A 24,508-nucleotide genomic window follows, 5' to 3' on the forward strand; every position below is an offset into this window, starting at 1 on the left:
CGTGGGCGGCGGAAGGGGTCAGCGGGGCGCGTCCATGCGCTGGGTGCCGACGACCGCCAGCAGGCGCAGCGCCTCCTCGGCGGAGGAGCCGGGCTCGGCGGTGTAGATCACCAGCTGCTGGTCGCGGTCGGCGATGTCGAGGACGTCGCAGTTGACGGTGACCGGCCCGACCAGCGGGTGCTGGAAGGTCTTGCGCAGCGTGGGTTCGACGGCGACGTCGTGGGCGTCCCACAGCTGCCGGAACTCCTCGCTCCCGGCGAGGAGTTCGCCGACCAGCCCGGAGATCTCGGGGGCGTCGGGGTAGCGGGCGGCGGTGGCGCGCAGCCGCTGCGCCGTGTTGCGGGCGAACTCCTCGGCGTCCGAGACGCCGTACAGCCGCTGCCCCAGGCCCCCCGGCCCGAGGAAGGCGCGCCGCGCGAGGTTGCGGTCGCGCGGCGCCACGGCGGAGAAGTCCTCCATGAGCGCGGCCGCGAGGTCGTTCCAGGCCAGCACCTCGGTGGTCGCGGACGTCACGATCGCCGCGGCCTGCGGCAGCCGCCGCAGCAGGTCCAGGATGCTCTGCCGGACCGCGCGCGGCGGCCCGGCCGAGGGGATGGGCGGGGCGCCGGCCAGGTGGTGGAGGTGGTCGCGTTCGGCGTCGGTCAGCCGCAGGGCGCGGACCAGGCCGGCCAGCACCTCGCGCGAGGGGCGCGGGCCGCGGGCCTGCTCCAGGCGCGTGTAGTACTCCGTGGAGATGAACGCCAGCTGCGCCACCTCCTCGCGGCGCAGCCCGGGGGTGCGCCGCCGTGTCCCCGACGGCAGCCCCACCTCGGCCGGGCTGATCCGCTCCCGCCTGCTCCGCAGGAAGGCGGCAAGTTCGTGTCGGTCCATGCCGCCAGTCTCCGCCCCCGCGGCCCCCGTAGCCAGGTACCGCCAGGCCCTGGCTGCGCCCGCGGCCCGCGCATCCGGGCGCCGGCGCCCGCCCGTCCCGCCCGGGTGGGGGCGGGACGGGCGGCGGGGCGCGCAGGCGTCAGGACCGGCTGGGCGCCGGCGGCGGCTCGCTCAGGTCGATCGAGGAGGTCGCGAACTCCCCCGCGAGGCCGAGCGCCTCGTCCTCGCGGATCTCCGCGGCGGTGAGGGTGCCGCCGCCGGCGGCGGCCCGGGGGACGCCGAAGAGCGCCATCAGCGCGGCCACGAGGAAGAACAGCCCGCCGAGGCCGAAGGTCAGGACGAAGGCGCCCTCGGTCGGGAGCGTGACCGGCCCGGACGGCAGGCGGTGCGTGGCGACCTGGCTGGCCAGGATCGTGACGACGAGCGCGCTGCCGATGGCGCCGCCGACGGTCCGCATGATCGAGTTGATGGAGTTGGCGACGCCGGTCTCGTGGGCGCCGATGTTCATCACCAGCAGCGCGGGCATCGCGGCGTAGGCGATGGCGATGGCGGCGTTGCAGATGACGACGCCGATGATCATCTCGGCGGTGGTGGCGTGCAGCGAGGCGAGCAGCACCATGCCGACCAGGCCGATGACGCAGGCGAGCAGCAGCACCAGGCGCGGCCCGATCCGGGAGACCAGCCGCCCGGCGAGCGGGCCGGTGAACATCGAGACGACGGCGCCGGGGAGCATGAACAGCACGCTGGTGCGCAGCACCGACGCGTGGAAGCCGTATCCGGCGACCGCGTCGGGGGTCTCGACGAAGTAGGTGACGCCGAGGAAGACGCTGAACATCGCGAAGCCTATGCACAGCGCGGCGATGTTGGTGGCGAGCACCGGGCGGCGGACCAGCAGGTCGAAGGTGACCAGGGGTTCGCGGGTGCGCCGCTGGAGCGCGACGAAGCCGGCCAGGACCACCACGGCGGCGGCGAACAGCCCGATGACCTTCGGCGAGCCCCAGCCCCAGGTGTGGCCCTGGGAGAGCGGCAGCAGCAGGCAGACCAGGCCGACGCCGAGGACCGCCGCGCCCCGGTAGTCCACCCGCCCGCCCTGGCCGGGGTGGCGCGGGATCGCGACGGCGGACAGCGCCAGGACGACCAGGGTCATGCCGACGCACAGCCAGAAGATCCGCCGGTAGTCGGCGTCGCCCTGGGTGAGCAGGCCGGTCGCGACCAGCGCGATACCGCTGCCGACGCCGAGCGCGGAGGCGGTGATCGCCATCGCGCCGGTGAGCTTCTCCCGGGGCAGCGACTGGCGCAGCACGCTGATCGCCAGCGGGAAGAGGCCGAAGCTGGCGCCCTGGAGGACCCGCCCGAGGATCAGCAGCCCGATGCTGTGGGTGACCGCGGCCAGCACGCTGCCGGCCAGCGTGACGACCAGCGCGGCGAGGATGACCCGCCGGTGGCCGAAGACGTCGCCGATCCGGCCGAGCAGGGGGGTCACGGCGGAGGCGGTGAGCATCGTCGAGGTGGTGACCCAGCCGACGGCGGTGGCCGAGGCGCCCAGCTGGGTGCCGATCTCCGGCAGCACCGGGACCACGAGCGTCTGGATCATGGAGAGGAGGAAGACCGCCGCCGCCATGGTCACCACGACAAGGCGCGCCGAGACCACTCCTGCGACCTCGGTCGAGGTTCGTTCATGAGGCATGTACCCACCATAGCGAGCCGACTCGACACATGTCGATTATTGCCGACGCCCGTGGATATTCCGCGCGAGGCCGTAGGCTGGCGGCATGGCAGCAGACACCACCGGCAGCCCGGTCCGGCGCCGCGGCGGGCCGACGAAGGGCGCGCTGCGCGAGGAGCGGATTCTCGACGCGACCCGGCGCCTGGTCACCGAGCGCTCGATGGCCGACATCACCATCGACGACATCGCCGCGGCCGCCGGGATCTCCCGGACGAGCTTCTACTTCTACTTCCCGACCAAGCAGGCGGTGCTCGCCGCGCTGATGGAGCAGGTCTGGGAGCGCTTCGGCCAGACCCACGGGTGGTTCGCCAGCAGCGGGCCGAGCCCGGCCGAACTGCGCGACCAGCTGCGGCGGGTGGCGGAGATGTGGCAGGAGAACAGCAAGGTGCTGGCCTGCGCCATGCCGGGCGGCTTCGCGGTGGGCTACCAGCCGCTGGAGGAGTTCGTCGGCCGCACCAAGCAGCGGTTCGTGGACGGGCTCGCCGACAAGATCCGCCGCGACCGCGCGGCCGGCCTCGCGCCCGAGGGCGTCGACGCCGCCGCGCTCGCCCGCATGGTGGCCGTCGTCCGCGACCACCGGATCTCCGAGATCACCGACCTGCCCGCGCGGCAGCGCGAGGGCGCCCTGGACGAGCTGGCCACGGTCGTCCTGCGGATGATCTACTGACCGGCCCCCTGCCGGCCCGGGAGCATCGACAGGGCCTGGGCGCGCTGCGCGACCAGCCCGTCGTACGTGCCCTCCCGCTCGGCCCAGCGGTGCATGAGGACCTTCTCCACCAGGATCTCGTCCGGGGTGGGCTCCTGGGCGAGCAGCCCCATGACCTCGGTGGCGAAGCCGTCCAGCGGCAGCGCGTGCGGGTTGACCTGCTCCTGGCCCGCGGTGGCCACGGCCGGCGGGACGAGTTCCACGACGCCGACGCCGGTGCCCGCGAGCTGGACCCGCAGCGCCTCGGAGTAGGCGTGCACCGCGGCCTTCGAGGCGGCGTAGGTCGGCATCGGCGGGAAGGGCAGGAAGGCGATCCCGGAGGTGACCGTGATGAAGGTGCCGGCGCCGCGCCCGACCAGGTGCGGGGTGAAGGCGTCGACGACCCGGATGGTGCCGAGCAGGTTGGTGTCGACCGTCGTCCGGGCCGCCTCGAAGTGCGCCGGGTCGCGCAGGTCCTCCAGCAGCATGACGCCGGACATGGTGATCACCGTGTCCAGGTCGGGGTGCAGGGCCAGGACGGCGTCCCGGACGGCCGTGACGGACGCGTCGTCGGTGACGTCGGCCTCGAAGGTGCTGAAGCCCTCGGCGGCCAGCTCGGCCAGGGCGTCCGCGTTGCGCCCGGCGACGGCCACGGTGCTGCCCGCGGCGGCGAACCGCCGGGCCAGCTCCCGGCCGATGCCGGACGTGCCCCCGACGACGAGGACGGTGCGGTGGGCGAGTTCCATGAGATGTCCCTTCGAATCCGGAGCGTCGGCGGCGGTCAGGTCCGCGGCGCCCCTTCTGCCATGGTCACCGTCGTTCGGCGACGGCGACACCGCAAGTCTCGGCCGGGCGGGCCGGGCCTGGCAGAGCCCCGCACATCCGGGGTCCTGGCAGGGCCCCCTCTGGCGGCCGCCGTCCGCATTACGGTGGCGGTATGACCGGGAGAACCGGACCGGGAGAAGAGGTGGCGGGATGAAGGACGTCGCGTCCGACAACCGGCTGGGCAGCTATCTGCGGGCCCGGCGCGAACTGGTCACCCCGGCGCAGGCCGGGCTGCCGCCGGGCGGAACCAGGCGGGTGCCGGGGCTGCGGCGCGAGGAGGTGGCCCTGCTCGCGGGGATCAGCGCGGACTACTACCTGCGGCTGGAGCGCGGCCGGGACAAGAACCCCTCGGTGCAGGTCCTGGAGTCGCTGGCGCGCGTGCTGCGCCTGGACGACGTGGAGCGGGCCTATCTGCTGGGGCTGGCCGCCGCCCGGCCGCGGGCGCCGCGGCGCAGGCGGCCGGAGCAGGTGCCCGCGCGGCTGCACCACCTGCTGGCGCACTTGACGGTCCCGGCGTTCGTGGAGGGCCGCGCCTTCGACGTGCTGGCGTCCAACTCCATGGCGCTGGCGCTGTCCCCGCGGCTGCGGCCGGGCGAGAACCGGCTGCGCTCGCTCTTCCTGGACCCCGAGGAGCAGGCGTTCCACCGCGACTGGGCGCAGGCGGCGGCCGGGTTCATCGCCGCGCTGCGCACCACCATCGGCGACGACACCGACAACCCCCGGTTCGTGGAGGTCGTCGGCGAGCTGGCGCTGTCCAGCCAGCGCTTCCGTACGCTCTGGGCCCGGCACGACGTCCGCGAGCTGAACGGCGGCACCACCACCGTGGTGCACCCGGTCGTGGGCGAGATGCGCCTGCACCGCGACAAGCTCCCGGTCGAGGACGTGATCCTCGTCGTCTACTACCCCGACAAGGACAGCGAGAGCGACGAGAAGATGCGGCTGCTGGCCTCCCTGGCCGCCGCCGCGCCCGACACCGAAACTGACGCCGCCACCGACACCGAGGCCGCCTGGCGGCCCGCGCCGGGCGCCGGTGGTGGGGACGTCAGGCCCGGCGGCGCGGGCTGATCACCGTGAACAGGCCCCCGTCGGGGTCGCGCAGTTCCGCATAGCTGCCCGCGTGGGTGGTGCCCTGGCCGACCAGCTGGCCGCCCAGGCCCCGGGCGGCGGCCACGCAGGCTTCGGTGTCGGGCACCGGGAACTGCACGTCCCAGTGCGGCCGCAGCGTGGGGTCGGGGTCGGCCTCGACGGCGCCGGAGCCGAGCCGGGCCACGACGGCCTCGCCGCTGCGCACCACGACCTCCTCGTGTTCGTAGTCCACGGTGCAGCCGTCCGGGCTGCCGTCGGCCCACTGGAGGACGCCGCCGTAGAAGATCGCGGCCTCGAAGGCGTCGCGGGTGCGCAGCCGCAGCACCACCGGGCCCTGGTCGTGCCAGGTCTCCCAGCCGGCGGGCAGCTTGCCGTCCCACACGCCGAAGACGGCGCCGTCGCGGTCGGCGGCGACCAGGGCGCGGCCGGTGGCGAAGGCGACCGGGCCGAGCGCGACCGTGGCGCTGCGCTCGCGGATGCGGGCGGCGGCTTCGTCCACCTGGGGGACGGAGAAGAACGGCGTCCAGCCGACGGCGACCTGGAGGTCCGCGGCGAGGGCGCCGATGCCCGCGACGGGGCGGCCGTCGCCGAGCGCGAACGCGAAGTGGTCGCCGAGGGTGGTGTTGCGGAACTCCCACCCGAGCACGCTGCCGTAGAACTTCTCGGCGGCCTGGAGGTCGCGCGCGGTCAGGTGGGCCCAGCACGGCGCGCCGCGGGGCGCGTCGCGGGGGGTCGGGGCGGTGGAGGGCGCGGCTGGCTGCTCGCTCGTCACTGTGGTGTCGTTCCGTTCGTGGGACTGGGCACTGCCCGGGGACGGCCTGGTGCGTCGCCTCGCCTTCCCCGGTACGGCGTGATCATGCCTGGTGGTGCGCCCCGGTTCGCGGATCGCGCGCGGGTCGCGGGGCGGCCGGGTCGGTGCCGGGTGCGCGGACGGGTCCGGCCGGCACCGGCGGCGTGTGCAGGACGTTACCGGTTCCGGGCGGTGCGTGACCGGGCGGGGTCGGTCCGGCCCGGGCGGGCGGGCGGACAGCGGTGAGGGCCCGCCGGGTGCGGCGGGCCCTCACCGGGGACCGGGGCGGTGCTCCGGACGGGTACTGCGGCTGCCTCAGTCGCCGTACCCGGCCGGCTCCCGCGGCCGGTCCGGGCGGTCGTACGCCTGCGGCCGGGCGGGGGCGGGCGGGCGCAGCGGGCCGCGGGCGAGCCGGTGCGCGCCGAAGGCGAGCAGGACCGCGAGCAGGCCGCCGCCGCCGGTCCACAGCCAGCGCGGCGACCACCAGGTGCCGGCCCAGCCGCCCGAAGGGGCGACGCGCGGGCCGTTGGCGGTGACCACAGGTGCCACCGAGCCGTCGACGGCCTGGCTGCCCGCGGTGCCGTCGGAGGTGGCCTCGACCGCGGCCTGCACCGGCTGGCCGAGGTCGGTCGAGGGCAGGTCGAGCACGGTCACCCGAACGTAGTAGGCGCCGCGCAGCGGGTCGTTCGCCCACGGCTCGGACCAGGAGCGGATGGTGCGCAGGTGGCAGACGAGGTCGACGGAGGCCGCGTCGGCGGCCGCGGTGACGGTCTGGTTGCCGTAGCGGCAGGACTGGTGGCGGCGCAGGCCGTCGTAGACGTCCACCTGCCAGGTGGACGCGCCGTGCCGGGTGGCGGTGGTGGGGAAGGTGACGGTGGCGTGCACGGTGACGTGCTGGCCGGTGTCGGCGGGGAACTGCCAGTACAGGTAGTCGCCCGCCGAGGCGTCGGCGGTCGCGCGCACGCCCTGGTCGATGACGGTCGCGGTGCGGAAGTCGGTGCCGGCCTGGGTGGGCGGCGCGTCGGACCCGGTCGCGGTGGCCGTGGGGTCCGGGGTGGCCGTGCCGTCGTCGGCCGCGGCCGGGCCGGTCAGTGCGGTCAGTGCGGCGGCGGCCAGCAAGGTGGCGGCGCCCAGCAGCCGTGCGGTGCGCATCAGCGGGTCCCTCCGGTGTTCATGCGCCAGCGGGCGGCCCAGCCGGTGAGCAGTCCGGCGACGGCGCCGACGGCGGCGAGCAGACCCAGCAGCCACCAGCCGCGGCCCAGGCCGTAGAAGGCGACGTCGGAGGGCTGGTCGGGGCTGTGCACGAGGTCGATGGACAGCTCGACCGGCAGCCCGGGGGTGGTCTTCACCGAGGCGGGCGCGGAGAAGGAGTTGCCGACCTGGAGGCACACGGTCTCGGCCGGGGTGTCGTCGTCGGCGTCCGGCTTCGGGTAGCGGATGCCGGCGGAGACGGCGTCGGTGCGGCCGGTGCCGCCCTCGTCGTCGCGGACGATCTCGCGGCCGTGCAGGGTGACGCCGCGCAGCAGCACGCCGTAGTCGGCGTTGACGGTGCGGTCGTCGGAGACGGTGGCGGAGGCGCGCAGTTCCTGGCCGGGCTCGACCTGGACGCGGTACCAGCGGTTCTGGGAGAACGTCTCGCGGTCGGTGTACAGGCCGCGCTTGAGGACCGGTGCGGCCTGGCAGGTGTCGGCGCCCTGGACGGCGGTGGGGGTGACCGCGGTGTCGGTGGCGCGCTTGACCAGCTGGGTGACCTTGGTGGTGAGCTGCTGGCGGTGCTGGACGGTGGTGTAGGTGCCGCCGGTGGCCTCGGCGATGCAGCTGAGCTGGCTGCGGGTGTGGGTGTCGGGCACGAGGCCGAGGGTGTCGATGGTCAGGTCGACGCCCTGGGCGGCGATCTGCCGGGCGACGTCGCAGGGGTTGGCGGCGCAGGTGTCCTCGCCGTCGGTGATGAGCACCAGGCGGTGGGTGCCGCCTCCGCCCTTGATGTCCTGGGCGGCGGCCAGCAGCGCGGGGCCGATCGGGGTCCAGCCGGTGGGCTGGAGGGTGGCGACGGCGCTCTTGGCCTGGTCGCGGTTGAGGGCGCCGACGGGGTAGAGCTGCCGGGTGTCCTTGCAGCCGGTCTTGCGGTCGTCGCCGGGGTAGTTCGCGCCGAGGGTGCGGATGCCGAGGTCGACGTCCTGGGGGGTGGAGTCCAGCACGTCGTCGAAGGCCTGCTTCGCAGCGGACATCCGGGACTGCCCGTCGATGTCCTTGGCGCTCATCGAACCGCTGACGTCCAGGACGAGTTCGACCTTGGCGGTGGCCCCGGGCACGGGCTCCCCCGCGTGGGCGGTGGCCGGCACGAGGCCGCAGGCCAGTGCGGCCGTCAGCCCGCAGGCCGTACCGACGGCCAGTAGCTTTCGGATGATCATCGCACTGATCGTAGTGAGGGTCGGCCGAATCCCGAAGTCGCCTGGTCAGCAAGGTCGTTGGGGCCGCCGGAGCGACTTTGACAGTTCTTTACAACCCGGCCGCGGGCTCTGTCGTCTCTGCTGCCGATTCCGGACGACGGGTTCCGCGAGTCGCCCGGGGAGACCGCCCCGGGAGGGGCCTGGGCACGACAACCGGGGAGACAAGGAGCAGGACATGCGCAGGAGTTCACTCGCCGCCGGGGCCGCCGGGGCCGCGGTGTTCGCGCTGACCGCGCTGGGCGCCGCACCCGCGACGGCCACCGCGCCCCCAGCCGACGCCTCGGGCACCCCGATGTGCGCCACCGCGCAGCTCAGCGCCGCCCTCGGCGGCGGCGACGCGGGCGCCGGCAACCTCTACCGCTACCTGGTGCTGACCAACACCGGCACCGCCACCTGCCACCTGACCGGCTACCCGGGCCTGTCGATGCTCGACGCGAACGGCACGCAGATCGGCCGGCCCGCCACGCGGGACGCGCGCACCTACTCCGCGGTCGTGCTGCGGCCCGGCGGCTCGGCGAGCGACACCATCCACACCGTCAACCACCAGGGCACCTGCCTGCCGGCGTCCACGAAGCTGAAGGTCTACCCGCCGGGGAACACCGCGTCGCTGACCATCCCCGGCGTCATCACCGACTGCTACGACACGTTCGCCATCACCCCGCTGGCCGCGGGCACGGGCGGCAACGACGGCGGCACCCCGACGTCCGCGCCGACCGGGGCGCCCACCGCCGCGCCGACCCCGGGCACCAGCGGCGGGGCGCAGGTGCCGACGGTGCCCTCGGGCGCCCCCGACACGGGCCTGGCGGCGACCGGCTCGCACAGCAGCGACTCCACCGTGCTCGCGGCGACCGGCGCGGGTGTGGCCGCGCTCGGTGCCGCGGGCGTCGCGGTGGCGCTGCGCCGCAAGGTGCGGGCCGGCCGTTGAAAGGTCCGGCCGGCGTGACCGCCGTACGCCAGGGGGCCGCCGGCCGCCGGAACCGCCGCGGGGGCGCCCTGTGCGCGCTCGCGGCGGGTCTGGCGCTGCTGTGCGGGTGCCAGTCGACCGCGCCCGCGCAGACTCCGTCCGACGGCGGCTCGGTGACGCCCGCCGCCACCGCCCCGGCGGCCACCGCCCCGGGCGCGGGCGGCACTCCGTCGGCGGCGAACGCCCCGGGCCCGATGGCGCGTTCGGTGCCCTCGCGGCTGCGCATCCCGTCGATCGGCGTGGACACCCCCGTCATGGCGCTGGGCCTGGCGTCCGACGGCCAGGTGCAGGTCCCGCCGATCGCCAAGGACGCGCCCGCGGGCTGGTACGACGGCTCGCCGACGCCCGGGCAGCTCGGCCCGTCGGTGCTGCTCGGCCATGTCACGGTGGGCGCCTACGGCGACGGCGTCTTCCTGCACCTGGACCGGATGCGCGCGGGCGAGACCATCGCGGTGACCCGGGCGGACGGCTCCGTGGCGACCTTCTCCGTCGACCGGGTGCAGACCGTCGCGAAGTCCCGTTTCCCGACGTCGTCGGTGTACGGGAACGTCGACCACCCCGAACTGCGTCTCATCACCTGCGGCGGCACCCGGATCAGCGGGGGCGGCGGCTACCCGGACAACGTGATCGTGTACGCCTCACTGGTCTCCGGGGCGTGAGCCGGATGGCGCCCGCCGGTCCGCTCGGCCTCACGGGACCGGTACGGTCGGCGGAGCCACGACGAGAAGCAGGAGGAGCGACCATCCGGTCTCAAGAGCGCGCCGCCTCCGAGCTGTTCGCGGCCCTGTACCCGCGGCTGGCGGGCTGGGTGCGCAAGCTGGTGGACGACGACGGGACCGCGCACGAGATCGCCGCCGAGGCGTTCACCCGGCTGTGGGCGCGCTGGACGAAGGTGGAGGAGCCCAGCGGCTTCCTCTACGTGACCGCGGCCAACCTGGTGCGCGACCACTGGCGCAGACTGGAGCGCGAACGGCGCGCGCTGCGCCGGGTGAAGACGGAGGAAGCGGTGAAGCAGCAGCCGGAGGCGGCCGACCCCACGGTGCGGATGCTGGTGCAGTCGCTGCCGGAGCGGCTGCGCGACCCTGCGCTGCTGTACTACTTCGCCGACCTGCCGGTCCGGGAGGTGGCGGCCCTGCTCGGCCGCCGGGAGGGCACCGTCAAGGCCGATCTGCACGCCGCCCGCGAACACCTGCGCGCCAAGCTCGGGGAGCACCATGACCGGATTTCCTGACGGCCCCGCGCTTCCCCCGGACGGCACCGGCCCCGGCGGGCCGGACGGGCCGGCCCGCGGCGCGGACGGGGCCGACGACCCCCTGGAGCGGCTGCTGCGGCCCGCGGGCGGCTATCTGGCGCCTCCGCCCGGCGCGTTCGAGCGCGTCCGGCGGCGGGCCGCGCGCCGGCGCCGGGTGCGGGCACTGGCCGGCGGCACCGCGGCCGCCGCGGTGGTCGCGGGCGCGCTGTTCCTGACCGGCGTGGTCTCCCCCGGCGGCGACGGGCAGGTGGTCGGCCCGCCCGCCGACCGGTCGCTGGCCAGCAGCGGCCCCGCGCTCTCGCCGAAGCCCACGCACACCGCCGCGGCGCCCAGCGCCACCGGCGGTCAGCGCCCCACGCCGTCCGCGGGCCGGGCGACGTCCACACCGTCGGCGACCGCCACCCCGCCGGGCGCCGCGGGCGGCGCACCGAGCGCTTCCCCGACCACGCCGGATGCCACCCCGATGTGCACCGCCGCGCAGCTGTCGGCGAGCCTGGGCGGCAGCGACGCGGGCGCGGGCAACCTCTACCGCTACCTGGTGATCACCAACACCGGCACGGCGTCCTGCCACGTCACCGGCTACCCGGGCCTGTCGATGCTCGACGCGAACGGCACGCAGATCGGCCGGCCCGCCACCCGCAGGACGCTGGACTACTCCCCCGTCGTGCTCGCGCCCGGGGGCACCGCCAGCGCCACCATCCACACCGTCGACCAGCAGGGCACCTGCCTGGCCACCTCGGCGCGGCTGAAGATGTACCCGCCGGGCAGCAAGGCGTCCCTGACGTTCGCCGGGCAGGTCACCGACTGCGACGACATGTTCGAGATCACCCCCTTCACCGCGGGCCGGACCGGCAATCCGCCGTCCTGAGCCGCGGCGTACGCCCCGGGGCGCCCGGCGCCCGGAGCAGGGCTCGATGCGGTAACGGCAGGTGGGGACCGGCGGGCCGACCGGCCGGTACGGGCCTAACCTGGCGGACGGGGAAGGTGAGGTGAGCGTGCTGCGACGAGGCCGGGCCGGGCGCCCGCAGGAGACGCCGGACGCCCCGCGGACCGACGGGGACGCGTACGGCGGCGCCGTCGTCGGCCCCGAGGGCGCCGAGGGCGGCGCGGACCTGCTCGACGACAGCGGCAGCAGCCGGCTGCCGGCCGGCATGGAGCGGCCGTCGGCGCCGCTGCCGCTGACGGTGCTGCCGTACGCGGTGATGGCCGTGGTGGCCCTGGCCGACGGGATCGGCGGGCAGAGCGTCGGGGTGCTGCCGCTGGTCTCGCTCGGCCCGGCCTTCGCCGGGCTGGTCGGCTCCTGGCAGCGCACCGCGGTGATCGGCGCGCTGGCGGTGGCCGTGGTGTGCGCGCTGGGCGAGGTCGACGGCCTCTTCGGCCAGCGGCGCGGCTTCGCCTCGATCGGCGCCGTGGTCGGGGTGACCGTGGCCGCGGTGATCGCCGCGGTCACCCGGCAGCGGCGCGAGGCGGAGTTGGCGAACGTCCGGTCCATCGCGGAGGTCGCGCAGCGGGTGCTGCTGCGGCCGGTGCCGCGCAGCGCCGGGCGGCTGCGGGCTGCCGTGTCGTACACCTCGGCGGTGACCGAGGCGCGGATCGGCGGGGACCTGTACGAGGTGGTGCCGACGCCGGCCGGGGTGCGGGTGGTCATCGGCGATGTGCAGGGCAAGGGTTTGGCGGCGGTGGAGACGGCCGCGGTGGTGGTGGGCGCGTTCCGGGAGGCGGCCCATGACGAGCCGACCCTGGAGGGCGTCGGCGGCCGGGTGCGGCGCGCGGCGGACCGTACGCTGAGCGGCGAGAAGTTCGTGACGGCGGTGATGGCGCAGATCGATCCGCTCGGCCGCACCACGCTGCTGAACTTCGGCCACCCGCCGCCGATGCTGGTCCGCCCCGGCGGGAAGGTGGACTTCCCCGAGCCGCCGCAGTACGCGCTGCCGCTGGGTCTGGGGCTGCGGCCGACGGAGCTGCCGCCGCCGTTCGAGGTGGACTTCCGCCCGGGCGACCAGCTGCTGCTGTACACCGACGGCGTCACCGAGGCGCGCGATCCGGCCGGGGCGTTCTACCCGCTGGGCGAGCGGGCGCACCTGCTGGCCGACCCCGACCCGCAGCGCGCGCTGGAGGCGCTGCGGGCCGACCTGATCGCGCACACCGGGGGGCCGCTGCACGACGACGCGGCGATGCTGCTGCTGCGCTACCGGGAGCCGCGGGCCGCGCTCGGTCCGGGGCCCGACGGCGTCAGCGGCAGTCCGGGTGGCCCCAGCCGTCCGGGTTCTTCGTGATCGGCTCGCCCGCGGCGTAGGGGCGCCCGCAGCGGCAGCGGCCGGGGTACTTCGCTTTCAGGGTGCGCACCGCGCCCGCGCCGCCGGAAGAGGCGCCCGAGGCGCCGGACCCGCCGCCGGCCGGGGCGGCGCCCCTGGCGGCGCGGGCGCCGCCCTTGGGCGGCTTGCGGCTGGCGGCCGGCGCGGGCGGCGGCGCCGGGGAGCCGGCGGCGCTGCCGGCCGGCTGCTGGGCGACGGCGGCCTGGCTGGCGGCCCGGTCGGCGAAGTCGTTGAGCCGGTCGCCGTCGACCTGGTGCGCGGGCACGTAGCGGAACTCGACGGTGCGCCCGGCCAGCAGGTTGTCGATGCGGACCACCAGGTCCTGGTTGGCCACGGGCTTGCCGGCGGAGTTCTTCCAGCCGTTGCGCTTCCAGCCCGGCAGCCAGCTGGTGACCGCCTTCATCGCGTACTGGGAGTCCATCCGGACCTCCAGCGGCACCGCCGGGTCGGCGGCGGTCAGCAGCCTCTCCAGGGCGGTGAGTTCGGCGACGTTGTTGGTCGCGGTGCCCAGCGGGCCCGCTTCCCAGCGCTCGGGCTCGCCCGAGGCGTCGGCCATGACCCAGGCCCAGGCGGCCGGGCCGGGATTTCCTTTGGACGCGCCGTCACAAGCGGCGGTGATGCGGTCTGCCACGCTCCGATCATGCCACCCGGCGCGGGCGGCGCGGACCCGGGCGGGCCGGATGCGCCGCCCGGGGCCGGGCCGGGCGTCACTTCTGCTGGAGGCCGGCGCCCGCGGCGTGCTCGCGGACCTGCTCGGGTGTCAGGTAGGCGCCGGTGTACTCGAAGTCCCGCATCGCGGCCGGGGTGCGGGCCAGGAAGCCGATCCGGACGAAGTCGTCCCCGGCGACCGCGTTGAGCAGCCAGTTGGTCAGCACCCGGGTCTTGGCGACATTGGTGCGCATCGCCGACAGGTGGTAGCCGCGGGCGACGGACTGCGCGACCGTGCCGCGCAGCTCGATGCCGAGCGGTTTGGAGACCGCGTCGCGGCCGCCGAGGTCCACCACCAGGCCGAGGTCGTGGTGCACGTAGGGCTGGAGCGGGCGGCCGCGCAGTGTCGCGATGACGTTGTCGGCCACGGTGCGGCCCTGGCGCATGGCGTGCTGGGCGGTGGGCGGGCAGACCGCGCCCTCCTCGTCCTTGGCGAGGTCGGGTACGGCGGCGGCGTCGCCGAGGGCGAAGACCCCCGAGCGGCCCGGCACGGTCATCTGGGCGGTGACCGCCAGCCGGCCGCGGACGGTCTCCGCGTCGAGCGTGCCGATCAGCGGGCTCGCGGTGACGCCCGCGGTCCAGATCAGGGTGCGGCAGGGCAGCACCCGGCCGTCGGTCAGGGTGACCTCGTCGGGGCCCGCCTTGGCGACGGACACGCCGAGCGAGATGTCGATGCCGCGGTCGCGGAGGATCTGCTGCGCGCTGCGGCCGAGCTTGTCGCCGAGCTCGGGCATGAGCTTCGGCGCGATGTCGATCAGGTGCCACTTGATCTGCCGCGGGTCCAGCCGCGGGTAGCGGCACAGCGCGTTGGTGGTCAGGCGCTGGAGGCAGGCGGCGGTCTCGGTGCCGGCGTAGCCGCCGCCGACGACGACGAACTGCAGGCGCGCGGCGCGCTCGGCCTCGTCGTTGCTGGCGTCGGCGAGGTCGAGCTGCGCGATCACGTGGTCGCGGATGAAGGCGGCCTCGGCGAGGGTCTTCATGCCGCGCGCGTGGTCGGCGAGCCCGGGGATGTCGAAGGTGCGGGTGACGCTCCCGGGGGCCAGCACGATGTAGTCGTACGGCTCGTTGACGATCTCGCCGGTGACGCTGCGGACCACGCAGACCTTCGCCTTGGTGTCCACGCCGATCGCGCCGCCGGGGATGATCCGGGTGCGGTAGCGGTGGCTGCGGCGCAGCGACACCGCGATGGACTGCGGGGTCAGGATGCCGGAGGCGACCTGCGGCAGCAGGGGCAGGTACAGCTGGTAGGAGAACGGCGTCACCAGGGCGAGGTCGGCTTCCTCGGCGCCGAGTCTGCGCTCCAGCCGCCGTACGCACCCCACTCCGGCGAAGCCGGCGCCCACCACGAGGATCTTCGGTCGTGCCACGGTAGCCCTTCCCTTCTGGCGGCCTGGCTTTCGTCCTTGAGCGGTCGGCTGCCCGCGGATCGCGGCTTCGCACTTCCGTCCTACCGCGCGCCGGGGGTGTCCGCCAGCGGAGGGAACGGCTGCGCGGCGGGGGTCGGCACCGGCCGCCGCCCGGATACCGGGTGGCGGCCGGAGGGGTCGGGGCGGGGCGGTCAGGGCCGGGTGGGGTGGTCCTGCACGGTGAGGACGATCTTGCCGCGGTTGAGGCGGTCCTCCAGGCGCTCGTGGGCGCGGGCGGCCTCCTCCAGCGGGAAGGTGGCCTCCACGGGCACCCGGTAGGTGCCGGCCGCCACGCGCGCGGCGATCCCGCCCAGGTCGGGCCGGGGGTCGTAGCCGTGTTCGACCAGGCCGGTGAGTTGGAAGCCGTGGATGGACGCGTTCTTCGGGTAGAAGTCGCGGGTGTCCACGGTGCTGGGCCGCAGCGCGACGTTGGCCAGGGCGACCACCCGCCCCGCGAAGGCGACCTGGCGCAGGCTCTGCGCGAAGACGTCGCCCCCGACGGCGTCCAGGACGACGTCGGCGCCGCGCCCGCCGGTCAGCCGCAGCACCTCCTCCACGGCGGCCTCGCCCGGGAAGGCCGAGGTGTCCAGGACGGCGTGGGCGCCGAACCCCGCCGCCCAGCTCACCTTCTCGCTGCTGCGGGCGGCGGCGATCACCCGGGCGCCGGCGTGTGCGGCGATCTGGACCGCGGCACTGCCCACGCCGCTCGCGGCGGCCTGTACGACGACGGTCTCGCCCTCCGCCAGCCGCGCGAGCCGGTGCAGGCAGTACCAGGCGGTGACCCAGGCGATGGGCATCCCCGCGGCCGCGACGGTGTCCACACCGTCCGGCAGCGGGACGACGCGGCCGGCGGGCACCACGGCGAGTTCCGCGTACAGGCCCGCGGCACCGCCGCTCATGGCCATCACGCGGGTACCGGGCGCCGGGCCGGTCACGCCCTCCCCGAGGGCGGCGACGGTGCCGGCCGCCTCCAGGCCGAGGATCAGCGGCAGCGGGCGGGCGCGGTGGTAGGTCCCGGCGCGGGCGAGCGCGTCGGCGCGGTTGACGCCCGCCGCCTCGACCCGGACCAGGACCTCGCCCGGGCCCGGCACGGGGTCGGGCAGCTCGACCGGGGTGAGGACCTCCGGGCCGCCGAACGTGTCGATCCGTACCGCGCGCATGGTGCAGTCACCTGTCTCGTGTCGGTGTCTCAGGCGCGCGGCCCGGCGCCAGGGCGCGCGGCGCTCAGTGAGCTGCCCCTACTGTGTGACACTGCTTCAACGAGTGTCAACTGCTACCGTCGGGACATGGCGACGACGGGTTCGGCAGCGGGCGCGGCAGGCGGCGGGCGGCGGGGTGGGGGCGGCGTGGGCGGCGGGGGCGGTGGGGGCGGGTCCGAGGTGCCGGACGCGGCGAGCGGCGAGAGCGGGCCGGGCTTCCGCTTCGTGGGCGGCCGGGTGTGCCTGGACTTCGTGGCCACCCTCGGCAAGCGTCACACCGACCCGGTCGAGCGGCTGCCCGAGCCCGCCGCGCTGGCCCGCTGGTTCGACGCTGCCGGGCTGCTGCCCACCGGCGCGGCGGCGCCGCAGGTCGGTGCGGCCGGGCTCGCCCAGGCGAGGGTGCTGCGGGAGGCGCTGAACCGCCTGGTGCGCGCGGCGATGGCCGGCCGGCCGTACAGCAGGACGGACATCGCGGTGGTCAACCGGGTCGCGGTGCTGCCGGATCTGGCGCCGCAGCTCGCGGTGGGCGACCAGGCAGCGGAGGCGGGCGGGGCGGAGGTGCGCTGGCAGCACCGCGGGCCGGTCGCGGGGGCGGCGCTGGCGACGGTGGCGCGCGACGGGGTGCTGCTGCTCGGCGGGCCGGTCGCGGGCCGGGTCAAGGAGTGCGGCAACCCGGTGTGCTCGCTGCTGTTCGTGGACGACTCCCAGGCCGGGCGGCGCCGCTGGTGCTCGATGGAGCGCTGCGGCAACCTCGCGAAGGTCGCCGGGTACCGGGCCCGGGCGCGCCGCAGGGACACGGCGCAGGAGGCGGGCGCCGCGCAGGACGCGGAGGGCGGCCCGCCGCGCTGAGCTGCGGCGATCGGCGCGAGGTGCGGAACAAGCCCTTGACAGCGCGAGCCGTTGCTGATTCGTTGGCAGCAAAGCCGGACCGAACGATCGGTCGGTCCGGCGCTGCGGCTCGGCGTGGAGCGCGAGGGAGAGTGGCATGGGCGGGAGCGTCCCGGACGAACTGCTGGACCCTGCGGAGCGGATGGGGCCCGACGAGCTGGCCGCGCTCCAGTTGGGCCGCCTCCAGGCGACCCTGCGGCACGCGTACGAGCACGTGCCCGCCTACCGGGAGAAGTTCGACGCGGCCGGGGTACGGCCCGAGGACTGCCGGAGCCTGGCGGACCTCGCGCACTTCCCGTTCACCACGAAGGCGGACCTGCGGGCGGCGTACCCGTTCGGGATGTTCGCGGTGCCGATGCGGGAGGTGCGGCGGCTGCACGCGTCCAGCGGCACCACGGGGCGGCCGACGGTGGTCGGCTACACCGAGCAGGACCTCGCGGTGTGGGCGGAGGTGGTGGCCCGCTCGATCAGGGCGGCCGGCGGCCGCCCGGGCCACAAGGTCCATGTCGCCTACGGCTACGGGCTGTTCACCGGCGGGCTGGGCGCGCACTACGGCGCCGAGCGGGCCGGCTGCACCGTGATCCCCGCGTCCGGCGGGATGACGGCGCGGCAGGTGCAGATCATCCGGGACTTCCGGCCGGAGATCATCATGATCACCCCCTCCTACATGCTGACGCTGCTGGAGGAGTTCGAGCGGCAGGGCGTCGACCCGCGCGGCACCTCGCTGCGGGTGGGCGTCTTCGGCGCGGAGCCGTGGACGGAGGGGATGCGCGCGGAGATCGAGGAGCGGTTCGGGATCGACGCGGTCGACATCTACGGGCTGTCGGAGGTGATGGGCCCGGGCGTGGCGCAGGAGTTCGCCGGGAGCAAGGACGGCCTGCACATCTGGGAGGACCACTTCCTGCCGGAGGTGGTGGACCCGATCACGGACGAGGTGACGGCGCCGGGCGAGGGCGGCGAGCTGGTGTTCACCTCGCTCACCAAGCAGGCGCTGCCGGTGGTCCGCTACCGCACCCGGGACCTGACCCGGCTGCTGCCGGGCACCGCCCGCCCGGCGATGCGGCGGATGGCGAAGGTCACCGGGCGGTGCGACGACATGATCATCCTGCGCGGGGTGAACGTCTTCCCCACCCAGATCGAGGAGATCGTGCTGCGCACCCCGGCGGTCGCGCCGCATTTCCGGATCGAGCTGACCCGGCCCGCGCGGATGGACCGCATGGCGGTCCTGGTCGAGGCGCGCCCCGGCGCGGGCCCCGAGCAGCGGGCGGCCGCGGCGGCGGCGATCGCCCGCGGCGTCAAGGACGGCGTCGGGGTGAGCGTCGAGGTCAGCGTGGTGGACCCGGAGAGCCTGGAGCGGTCGGTGGGCAAGATCCAGCGGATCAGGGACCTGCGGGAGCCGCGCGAGGCGCCGTGAGCGCTCCGCCCGCCGCCGCGGACAGGCGGCGCAGCGCGACCTCGGCGAGCAGGGCGGCGCCGTCGGGCAGCACGGCGTCGTCGAAGACCGCGTCGGGCGCGTGGTTGCCCGGGGCGGTGGCCGGGTCGCGGCCGGGCGGGCAGGCGCCGAGGCTCGTCATCACCCCGGGCACCTCGGCGAGCACCCGGCCGATGTCGTCGGACACCAGCGCCGGGCGGGCGGCCCGGGTGAAGCGATCGGCGCCGAACAGGTCGGCCACGGCCCGGCCGACCAGGTCGGCTTCGGCGGAGTCGTTCACCGTGGCCGGGTACCCGGGGACGTACTCCACCTGTGCCTGGAGCCCGTGGGCCGCGGCGATGCCGCGGGCGGCGTGCCCGGCCTCCTCGGCGAGCCGGGCCAGCGCGGTGTCCGACAGCGCCCGCAGGGTCGCTTCGAGGCTGCCCTGCGCCGGGATGATGTTCGGCCGGGTGCCAGCGTGAAGGGCGCCGACGGTGAGGACCACCGGGTCGAACGGGTCGAAGCGCCGGGCCGGCAGCGCGCCCAGCGCGGTGACGAGTGCGGCCAGCGCCGGGATCGGGTCGCGGGCGCGGTGCGGCCAGGCCCCGTGCCCGCCGCGCCCGTGCAGGGTGACGGTCAGGGTGCCATTGGCGGCCAGCGCGGGCCCGGCAGCGTTGCTGAAGACGCCCGCCGGCGCCGACGCGCTGGAGTGCAGCGCGTACGCGGCGACCGGGCGGCTGCCGGTGGTCTCCAGCAGGCCCTCGGCGAGCATGAGCCGGGCGCCGTCGTGCCCCTCCTCCCCCGGCTGAAACATCAGCAGGACGTCGCCGGCGAAGTCCTCCCGCCGGGCGGCGAGCAGGTGCGCGGCCCCGACCAGCATCGCGGCGTGCTGGTCGTGGCCGCACACGTGGCGCGGCCCGCCCGGGAACGGCAGCGCGTCCAGGTCGGCCCGCAGCAGCACCGTGGGTCCCGGGCGCGCGCCGGAGACCACCGCCACCACCGAGCTGAGCGCGCTGCCCGGGGTGGCCGCCACGCCCGGCACGTCGAGCGCGGCGAGCACCGCCTGCTGGGTGCGGGGCAGGTGCAGCCCGGTCTCCGGGTGCGCGTGCAGCTGCCGCCGCAGCCGGTCGAGGCCGAGCGAACGGGCCTGCGCCACCAGGTCGTTCATCAGGCGCTGCCCCGCAGCGCGGGCAGTACCGTCTCGGCGATGCGGTAGGACTCCTCCAGCAGCGGGTTGCCGGACAGGATGAAGGTGTCCACGCCCAGCTCCTGGAACTCCCGCAGCCGCTCGATGACCTGGGCGGTGGAGCCGACCACGGCGGTGCCGGGGCCCGGCCGGAACAGGCTCATGCCCGGCCACAGGTTGGGGTGCTTCTCCAACTCCCGTGCGTGCTTGGGCACCCGGCCGCCGTGCTGCCGGAACTGCCGGGCCCAGCCCTCGCCGTCCTTGCTCCCGGGGTCGCCGAGCATCCGGGTGTACGTCGCCTGGCTGGTGACGTCCAGCAGCCGGTCGGCGGCGGCCCAGGCCTGCTCCTCGGTGTCGCGCACGATGAGGTGCAGCCGCAGGCCCAGGCGCAGTTCGCGGCCGTGGTGGGCGGCGCGCTCGCGCACCCGGTCGAGCTTCTCCTTCAGCAGGTGCGGCGGCTCGCCCCAGGTGAGGTAGACGTCGACGTGCTGCGCGGCCATCTCGATGCCGGGCGCGGAGGACCCGCCGAACCACAGCGGGGTGTGCACGCCGCCCTGGAGCGGGGCCAGTTCGCGCAGGGCGGCGCCGGCGTTCGTCAGGTCGTAGAAGCGGCCCTTGTGGTCGAAGACCTCGCCGGCGGTGAGCCGTTTGACGATGTCCCAGTACTCGGCGCTGAGTTCGTACCGCTCGTCGTGCTCCAGGTTCAGGCCCGCCTGGCGCAGGGCCTCGGTGGAGCCGTTGACGACGTTGAAGCGCAGCCGGTCCGGGCCGAAGAGGTGGGCGAAGGTCAGGGCCATCTTGGCGAGCACGGTGGGCGAGATGAGCCCGGGGTGGACCGCGAGCAGCGGCTTGAAGCTCGGCCGGGTCTGGGCGGCGATCGCGCTGGCCAGCGGCCACACGTCGTACAGGTCGGTGGCGAACAGCGCGCCGTCGTAGCCCGACCGGTCGACGGCGACACCGAGTTGCTGGAGGTAGGCCAGGTCGGTGGTGCGGCGGCCGGCCGGCTCCCAGGGGTAGGCGCCTTCGCGCGGGATGATGTACCAGAGGATCTCGGGGCTGGGCACGGTCACTTCTCCGAGGATGCGGCGGGCGCGGCGGCCAGGGCGCGGGCGGCGGCGGCGTCCAGGCCGGGGTGGCGGGCGTCCGCCACGGTGATGGGGCGGGCCAGGAAGCCCGCGGCGGCGAGGATGTCGGCGGCCTCCTGCTGCTCGGCGACAAAGGCGTCCGAGACCGGCTCCAGCCGCCAGGGCAGTGCCGCCAGTGCCTCCCGCCAGTCCGGCGCGCTGCCGCCCTGGTCGGCCGCGGCGATCTCGGCGGCCTCGTCCAGGTGCTCGGCGGCCCAGCTGTCGGCCGCCCGCAGCGCCTGCACGATGGTCTCGACCAGCTCCGGTCGGGTGTCGGCCAGTTCGCGGCGGGTGAAGAACACCGAGCGGTCGGCGATCAGGTCGCCCGCCTCGGCCAGGATGCGCAGCCGGCTGTCCCGGCGGGCCGCCGTCAGTTCCGCGCCCTGCGCCACCCACGCGTCGATGCCGCCGTCCAGCAGCCGCGCGTACGAACCGTCGTCCGAGCGCTGGGCGGTGATGTCGGCGCCGTAGGAAAGGCCCCGCAGGGCCAGGGACTTCGCGACGAAGTGGGTCTGCCACGAGCCGATCGCGAGCTGCACGGTGCGGCCCCCGAGGTCCGCGGGCGAGGCGATGTCGCTGTCCGCGCGCACCAGCAGCGCACCGTGCCCGGGGCGCGGCGCGGACACCGCGGCGTACACCAGGTCGTGCCCGTCGGCCTGGGCCGACAGCGGCGGCGTCGACCCGGTCCCGCCGAAGTCGATGGTGCCGTCGGCCAGCGCGCCCGCGGTCGCCAGGCCACCCGCCTGGTGCCACACCACGCTCTCCCCCGCCTCCCCCAGCGCCTCTTCGAGCAGCCCGAGCCGCGACAGGTAGTACAGCGACGGATTGGCCTTGTGGACACCGATGTTGACGGTCATGCGGAACGCTCCTTGGTCACGAGGGAAGTTGAGCCGGTACGTGGTCCGCCGCCCGCCGGACCGTCCGCGGGAGGCGGCTCGGGGGCAGCGGCGGGCGGGGTGGCGGGATGGACCCCGAGGGTGGACAGCAGACGGGTGCGCAGGGCCGCGAAGCGGGGGTCGGCGCTGTCGCGGGGGTGGTCGAGGGTGATGCGCTCGTCGGAGGCGAGGCGGCCGTCGCGCAGGACGGCCACCCGGTCGGCGAGCCGGATCGCCTCGTCGACGTCGTGGGTGACGAGCAGGACGGCGGGCCGGTGGCGGCGGCAGAGTTCGCCGACGAGCTCGTGCATGCGCAGCCGGGTCAGCGCGTCGAGCGCGGCGAACGGCTCGTCCAGCAGCAGGAGTTCCGGCTCGCGGATCAACGCGCGGGCCAGCGCGACCCTTTGGGCCTCGCCGCCGGACAGGGTGGCCGGCCAGGCGTCCTCGTGCCGGTCGAGCCCGACCTCGGCCAGGGCCCGCCGCCCGGTCTCCTTGGTGCGCGCCCCGCGCGGCAGCGCGACCGTGACATTGGCCAGCACCCGCTTGGACGGCACCAGGCGCGGCTCCTGGAAGACGACGGTGCGCGACTCGGGGACCAGCACGCTGCCCCCGTCATGGCGGTCGAGGGCGCCGATGATCCGCAGCAGCGTGGTCTTTCCGGTGCCGCTGGCGCCGAGCAGCGCGAGGAACTCGCCCTGCGCGATGTCGAGATCGAGGCCGTCGAGCACGTCGCGGCCGCCGAAGGTACGGCGCAGGCCGCGGATGCGGACGGCGGCGGCGCGGCCGCCGGGCCCGCCGGGTGCCTTGGACGTCTTGGACGTCAGTGGCTCGCTCATCGCGCGGCCCCCTGCGTCCGCCACGGCATGAGCACCCGTTCCAGCAGCCGGGCGCTGCCGTCCGCGACCAGTCCGATCAGCGCGTAGATGAGGATGCAGACCGTGAGGATGTCGGTGCGGCTGTACTCCTGCGCGGTGGACATCAGGTAGCCGATGCCGGCGGTGGAGTTGATCTCCTCGGCGGCGATCAGCGCGATCACGCTGAGCGTCATCGACAGCCGCAGCCCGGACAGCAGCGCGGGCAGGGCCCCGGGCAGCACCACCTCGCGGACCAGCGCCAGCCGGCCCATCCCGAAGCTGCGCATGGCCTCCACGAGTTTGCGGTCGGTGTTGCGCACCCCGCCGGCGGCCGAGACGTACATCGGGAAGCTGGTCGCGACCGCGATCAGCACCACCCGGGCGGTCTCGCCGATGCCGAACCAGACCATGAACAGCGGCACCAGGGACAGGAACGGGATGGTGCGCAGCAACTGCATGGAGGAGTCGAGGAGTTCCTCGCCGAGCCGGGAGAAGCCGGTCAGCACGCCGAGGACGAGTCCGGCCGAGGCGCCGATGAGCAGGCCGAGCCCGGCGCGGGTCAGCGACACCGACAGCGCGTCGCCGAGCTGTCCGCTGGTCCACAGCTCCTTGAACGCGGAGAGCACCTGGCGGGGCGAGGCGAGCAGCGACGGGCTCAGCGTGCCGGAGGCGGACGCCCAGATCCAGACCAGCAGCAGCGCGACCGGGCCGAGCAGCCGCAGGCCCAGGCTGAGCGCGCGCGGCCTGGGCCGTACGGTCTTCGGGCGCGGGGCGACCAGCCCGGGCGCCACCGGGTCGGTGGAGGTGCCGAGAGGGGTGTCGGCGAGCGCGCCGCTCACTTCGCGCTCGCAGCGGTCGTGTCGATGTCGATGACGTACGGCTTGACGTCGAAGACACCCTTGGTGATCTTCTGTGCGGCGAAGAACTGCGCGACGGTGGCGAAGTGCGCGAGCTGGGTCGCGCCGATCGGCTGGGCGGTGCCGAGCGCCTTGTCGATGGGCAGTTCGACGGCGCGCTGGGCCGGGCTGACGGCTTCGGGGCCCGAGCTGGTCTTGACGTTGAGGTAGGCCGCGGGGTTCTGCTGCTGCTTCAGCCCGGCGTCGTGCAGGTAGGCGTAGAGCGCCTTGACGACCTCGGGGTGCTGGGTGGCGAAGCCGTTGCGGACCGCCCAGACCGCGTAGTTGTCCGAGCCGACCTGGCCGCCGGTGGTCAGGAAGCGGGCGCCGGAGTTGGCGAGGGCGGGGACGGAGTACGTCGCCCAGGTCGACCAGGCGTCCACCTGGCCGGAGTTGAAGACCGGGCCGACCTGGTTGGGCTGGAGGTAGACCCGCTTGACCTTGTCGGCGGGGATGTGGTTCTGCTGGAGCGCCTTGAGCAGCAGGTACTCGCTGGTGCCGCCGTGCCAGACGGCGACCTTCTTGCCGACCAGGTCGCTGACGCTGTTGATGCCGGAGTCCTTCTTCACCAGGATGCCCTCGCCCAGCTCGTCGGGGTCGACGGCGGAGAACAGCTTGAAGCCGGGGGTCTGCGCGAGCGCGGCGATCGCGGAGGTGATGGAGCCCTCGGCGAAGTCCAGCGCGTTGGCGTCGAGTTCCTGCGCGGCGGGGGCGAAGGCGCCCGCGGTGCCGGTCCAGGCCACCTTGGCGTGCACCTTGGCCAGGGCCTTGGCGAGCGAGCCGTCCTTGCGTCCGAGGGCGAGCACTCCGGAGTTGCCGCCGTCGGGGATGCGGACGGTGACGGTCGCGCCACTGCCGCCGGCGTCCGCGCGGGCCGAACCGGAGGAGGACGAGGAGCAGGCGGCCAGGGACAGCGCGGCGATCAGGGCGGTGAGGGCGAGAGCTGGTTGACGGACGTTCACGGGAGGTCTCCAGGAAGGGGCGTGGCCGCGGGCGGC

At 75.3% G+C, this 24,508-nt stretch carries 24 protein-coding genes; 9 read left to right on the forward strand and 15 right to left on the reverse strand.

What is annotated here, in order from left to right:
* Positions 1 to 18: 18 nt before the first annotated feature.
* Together AC3EVP_RS16105 and AC3EVP_RS16110 are read right to left on the reverse strand one after the other, a co-directional pair.
* Positions 19 to 870 (reverse strand): helix-turn-helix transcriptional regulator, encoded by an 852-nt coding sequence (locus AC3EVP_RS16105; RefSeq protein ID WP_335972285.1) that lies wholly within the window; start codon positions 868 to 870, stop codon positions 19 to 21.
* Between the two features lie 139 nt (positions 871 to 1,009).
* Complete coding sequence (locus AC3EVP_RS16110) at positions 1,010 to 2,557, reverse strand: MFS transporter (RefSeq protein WP_435130645.1); 1,548 nt, start codon at positions 2,555 to 2,557, stop codon at positions 1,010 to 1,012.
* Positions 2,558 to 2,642: 85 nt separating this feature from the next.
* Between AC3EVP_RS16110 and AC3EVP_RS16115 the strand changes: the two genes are divergently transcribed.
* Positions 2,643 to 3,263 carry a TetR/AcrR family transcriptional regulator gene (locus AC3EVP_RS16115; protein ID WP_335972287.1) on the forward strand — a complete coding sequence of 207 codons (621 nt, stop codon included), beginning with the start codon at positions 2,643 to 2,645 and terminating at the stop codon, positions 3,261 to 3,263.
* Here the strand turns inward: AC3EVP_RS16115 and AC3EVP_RS16120 are convergent.
* A complete protein-coding gene (locus AC3EVP_RS16120) occupies positions 3,257 to 4,027 on the reverse strand; it encodes an SDR family oxidoreductase (RefSeq protein ID WP_435130648.1) in 771 nt (256 codons plus the stop codon). The genes AC3EVP_RS16115 and AC3EVP_RS16120 overlap by 7 nt on opposite strands.
* 229 nt (positions 4,028 to 4,256) lie before the next feature.
* Here AC3EVP_RS16120 and AC3EVP_RS16125 point away from each other — a divergent pair, with 229 nt between their 5' ends.
* On the forward strand, positions 4,257 to 5,171 hold the full coding sequence (locus tag AC3EVP_RS16125) for a helix-turn-helix transcriptional regulator (protein WP_435130650.1): 915 nt from the start codon (positions 4,257 to 4,259) through the stop codon (positions 5,169 to 5,171).
* Here the strand turns inward: AC3EVP_RS16125 and AC3EVP_RS16130 are convergent.
* From AC3EVP_RS16130 to AC3EVP_RS16140, 3 genes are all read right to left on the reverse strand, one after another.
* Positions 5,149 to 5,964, reverse strand: coding sequence for a VOC family protein (locus AC3EVP_RS16130; RefSeq protein WP_435130652.1), 816 nt, complete (start codon positions 5,962 to 5,964; stop codon positions 5,149 to 5,151). The two genes, AC3EVP_RS16125 and AC3EVP_RS16130, sit on opposite strands and share 23 nt — an antisense overlap.
* Before the next feature lie 333 nt (positions 5,965 to 6,297).
* Positions 6,298 to 7,134, reverse strand: coding sequence for a hypothetical protein (locus tag AC3EVP_RS16135; RefSeq protein ID WP_435130654.1), 837 nt, complete (start codon positions 7,132 to 7,134; stop codon positions 6,298 to 6,300).
* Positions 7,134 to 8,393 carry a VWA domain-containing protein gene (locus AC3EVP_RS16140; protein WP_435130656.1) on the reverse strand — a complete coding sequence of 420 codons (1,260 nt, stop codon included), beginning with the start codon at positions 8,391 to 8,393 and terminating at the stop codon, positions 7,134 to 7,136. The genes AC3EVP_RS16135 and AC3EVP_RS16140 overlap by 1 nt, the downstream gene beginning before the upstream one ends.
* A 214-nt stretch (positions 8,394 to 8,607) precedes the next feature.
* Between AC3EVP_RS16140 and AC3EVP_RS16145 the strand changes: the two genes are divergently transcribed.
* From AC3EVP_RS16145 to AC3EVP_RS16165, 5 genes are all read left to right on the forward strand, one after another.
* On the forward strand, positions 8,608 to 9,357 hold the full coding sequence (locus AC3EVP_RS16145) for a DUF4232 domain-containing protein (RefSeq protein ID WP_435130658.1): 750 nt from the start codon (positions 8,608 to 8,610) through the stop codon (positions 9,355 to 9,357).
* A gap of 14 nt (positions 9,358 to 9,371) precedes the next feature.
* Positions 9,372 to 10,055, forward strand: a complete 684-nt coding sequence (locus AC3EVP_RS16150; RefSeq protein ID WP_335972294.1) for a class F sortase — start codon at positions 9,372 to 9,374, stop codon at positions 10,053 to 10,055.
* Positions 10,056 to 10,138: 83 nt separating this feature from the next.
* On the forward strand, positions 10,139 to 10,627 hold the full coding sequence (locus AC3EVP_RS16155) for an RNA polymerase sigma factor (protein ID WP_335972987.1): 489 nt from the start codon (positions 10,139 to 10,141) through the stop codon (positions 10,625 to 10,627).
* A complete protein-coding gene (locus AC3EVP_RS16160; protein WP_435130660.1) occupies positions 10,611 to 11,516 on the forward strand; it encodes a DUF4232 domain-containing protein in 906 nt (301 codons plus the stop codon). The genes AC3EVP_RS16155 and AC3EVP_RS16160 overlap by 17 nt, the downstream gene beginning before the upstream one ends.
* A gap of 283 nt (positions 11,517 to 11,799) precedes the next feature.
* On the forward strand, positions 11,800 to 12,924 hold the full coding sequence (locus AC3EVP_RS16165; protein WP_435130753.1) for a PP2C family protein-serine/threonine phosphatase: 1,125 nt from the start codon (positions 11,800 to 11,802) through the stop codon (positions 12,922 to 12,924).
* Here AC3EVP_RS16165 and AC3EVP_RS16170 read toward each other — a convergent pair.
* From AC3EVP_RS16170 to AC3EVP_RS16180, 3 genes are all read right to left on the reverse strand, one after another.
* Complete coding sequence (locus AC3EVP_RS16170) at positions 12,881 to 13,594, reverse strand: ribonuclease H family protein (protein WP_435130662.1); 714 nt, start codon at positions 13,592 to 13,594, stop codon at positions 12,881 to 12,883. The genes AC3EVP_RS16165 and AC3EVP_RS16170 overlap by 44 nt on opposite strands.
* 76 nt (positions 13,595 to 13,670) lie before the next feature.
* Positions 13,671 to 15,038 carry an NAD(P)/FAD-dependent oxidoreductase gene (locus AC3EVP_RS16175; RefSeq protein WP_435130664.1) on the reverse strand — a complete coding sequence of 456 codons (1,368 nt, stop codon included), beginning with the start codon at positions 15,036 to 15,038 and terminating at the stop codon, positions 13,671 to 13,673.
* A 191-nt stretch (positions 15,039 to 15,229) separates the two neighbouring features.
* Positions 15,230 to 16,237, reverse strand: coding sequence for a quinone oxidoreductase family protein (locus AC3EVP_RS16180; RefSeq protein WP_435130665.1), 1,008 nt, complete (start codon positions 16,235 to 16,237; stop codon positions 15,230 to 15,232).
* Between the two features lie 126 nt (positions 16,238 to 16,363).
* Between AC3EVP_RS16180 and AC3EVP_RS16185 the strand changes: the two genes are divergently transcribed.
* Positions 16,364 to 17,125 (forward strand): CGNR zinc finger domain-containing protein, encoded by a 762-nt coding sequence (locus AC3EVP_RS16185; protein ID WP_435130666.1) that lies wholly within the window; start codon positions 16,364 to 16,366, stop codon positions 17,123 to 17,125.
* Between the two features lie 136 nt (positions 17,126 to 17,261).
* Positions 17,262 to 18,578 (forward strand): phenylacetate--CoA ligase PaaK, encoded by a 1,317-nt coding sequence (paaK, locus tag AC3EVP_RS16190; RefSeq protein ID WP_435130667.1) that lies wholly within the window; start codon positions 17,262 to 17,264, stop codon positions 18,576 to 18,578.
* Here the strand turns inward: paaK and AC3EVP_RS16195 are convergent.
* From AC3EVP_RS16195 to AC3EVP_RS16220, 6 genes are read right to left on the reverse strand one after another with little or no spacing between them, the layout of a single operon-like run.
* On the reverse strand, positions 18,544 to 19,743 hold the full coding sequence (locus AC3EVP_RS16195; protein ID WP_435130668.1) for a M20 metallopeptidase family protein: 1,200 nt from the start codon (positions 19,741 to 19,743) through the stop codon (positions 18,544 to 18,546). The genes paaK and AC3EVP_RS16195 overlap by 35 nt on opposite strands.
* The gene (locus AC3EVP_RS16200; RefSeq protein WP_435130669.1) at positions 19,743 to 20,831 is read right to left on the reverse strand and encodes an LLM class flavin-dependent oxidoreductase; all 1,089 of its coding nucleotides are present in this window, start codon (positions 20,829 to 20,831) and stop codon (positions 19,743 to 19,745) included. Before AC3EVP_RS16200 ends, AC3EVP_RS16195 begins: the two co-directional genes overlap by 1 nt.
* Positions 20,828 to 21,742, reverse strand: a complete 915-nt coding sequence (locus AC3EVP_RS16205; RefSeq protein WP_435130670.1) for an ABC transporter substrate-binding protein — start codon at positions 21,740 to 21,742, stop codon at positions 20,828 to 20,830. Before AC3EVP_RS16205 ends, AC3EVP_RS16200 begins: the two co-directional genes overlap by 4 nt.
* Positions 21,739 to 22,596 carry an ABC transporter ATP-binding protein gene (locus tag AC3EVP_RS16210; RefSeq protein WP_435130671.1) on the reverse strand — a complete coding sequence of 286 codons (858 nt, stop codon included), beginning with the start codon at positions 22,594 to 22,596 and terminating at the stop codon, positions 21,739 to 21,741. Before AC3EVP_RS16210 ends, AC3EVP_RS16205 begins: the two co-directional genes overlap by 4 nt.
* Positions 22,593 to 23,453, reverse strand: a complete 861-nt coding sequence (locus AC3EVP_RS16215) for an ABC transporter permease (RefSeq protein ID WP_335972307.1) — start codon at positions 23,451 to 23,453, stop codon at positions 22,593 to 22,595. Before AC3EVP_RS16215 ends, AC3EVP_RS16210 begins: the two co-directional genes overlap by 4 nt.
* Complete coding sequence (locus AC3EVP_RS16220) at positions 23,450 to 24,472, reverse strand: NrtA/SsuA/CpmA family ABC transporter substrate-binding protein (RefSeq protein ID WP_435130672.1); 1,023 nt, start codon at positions 24,470 to 24,472, stop codon at positions 23,450 to 23,452. The genes AC3EVP_RS16215 and AC3EVP_RS16220 overlap by 4 nt, the downstream gene beginning before the upstream one ends.
* Positions 24,473 to 24,508 lie beyond the last annotated feature (36 nt).

It is taken from the genome of Actinacidiphila sp. bgisy144 (genome assembly GCF_057708105.1).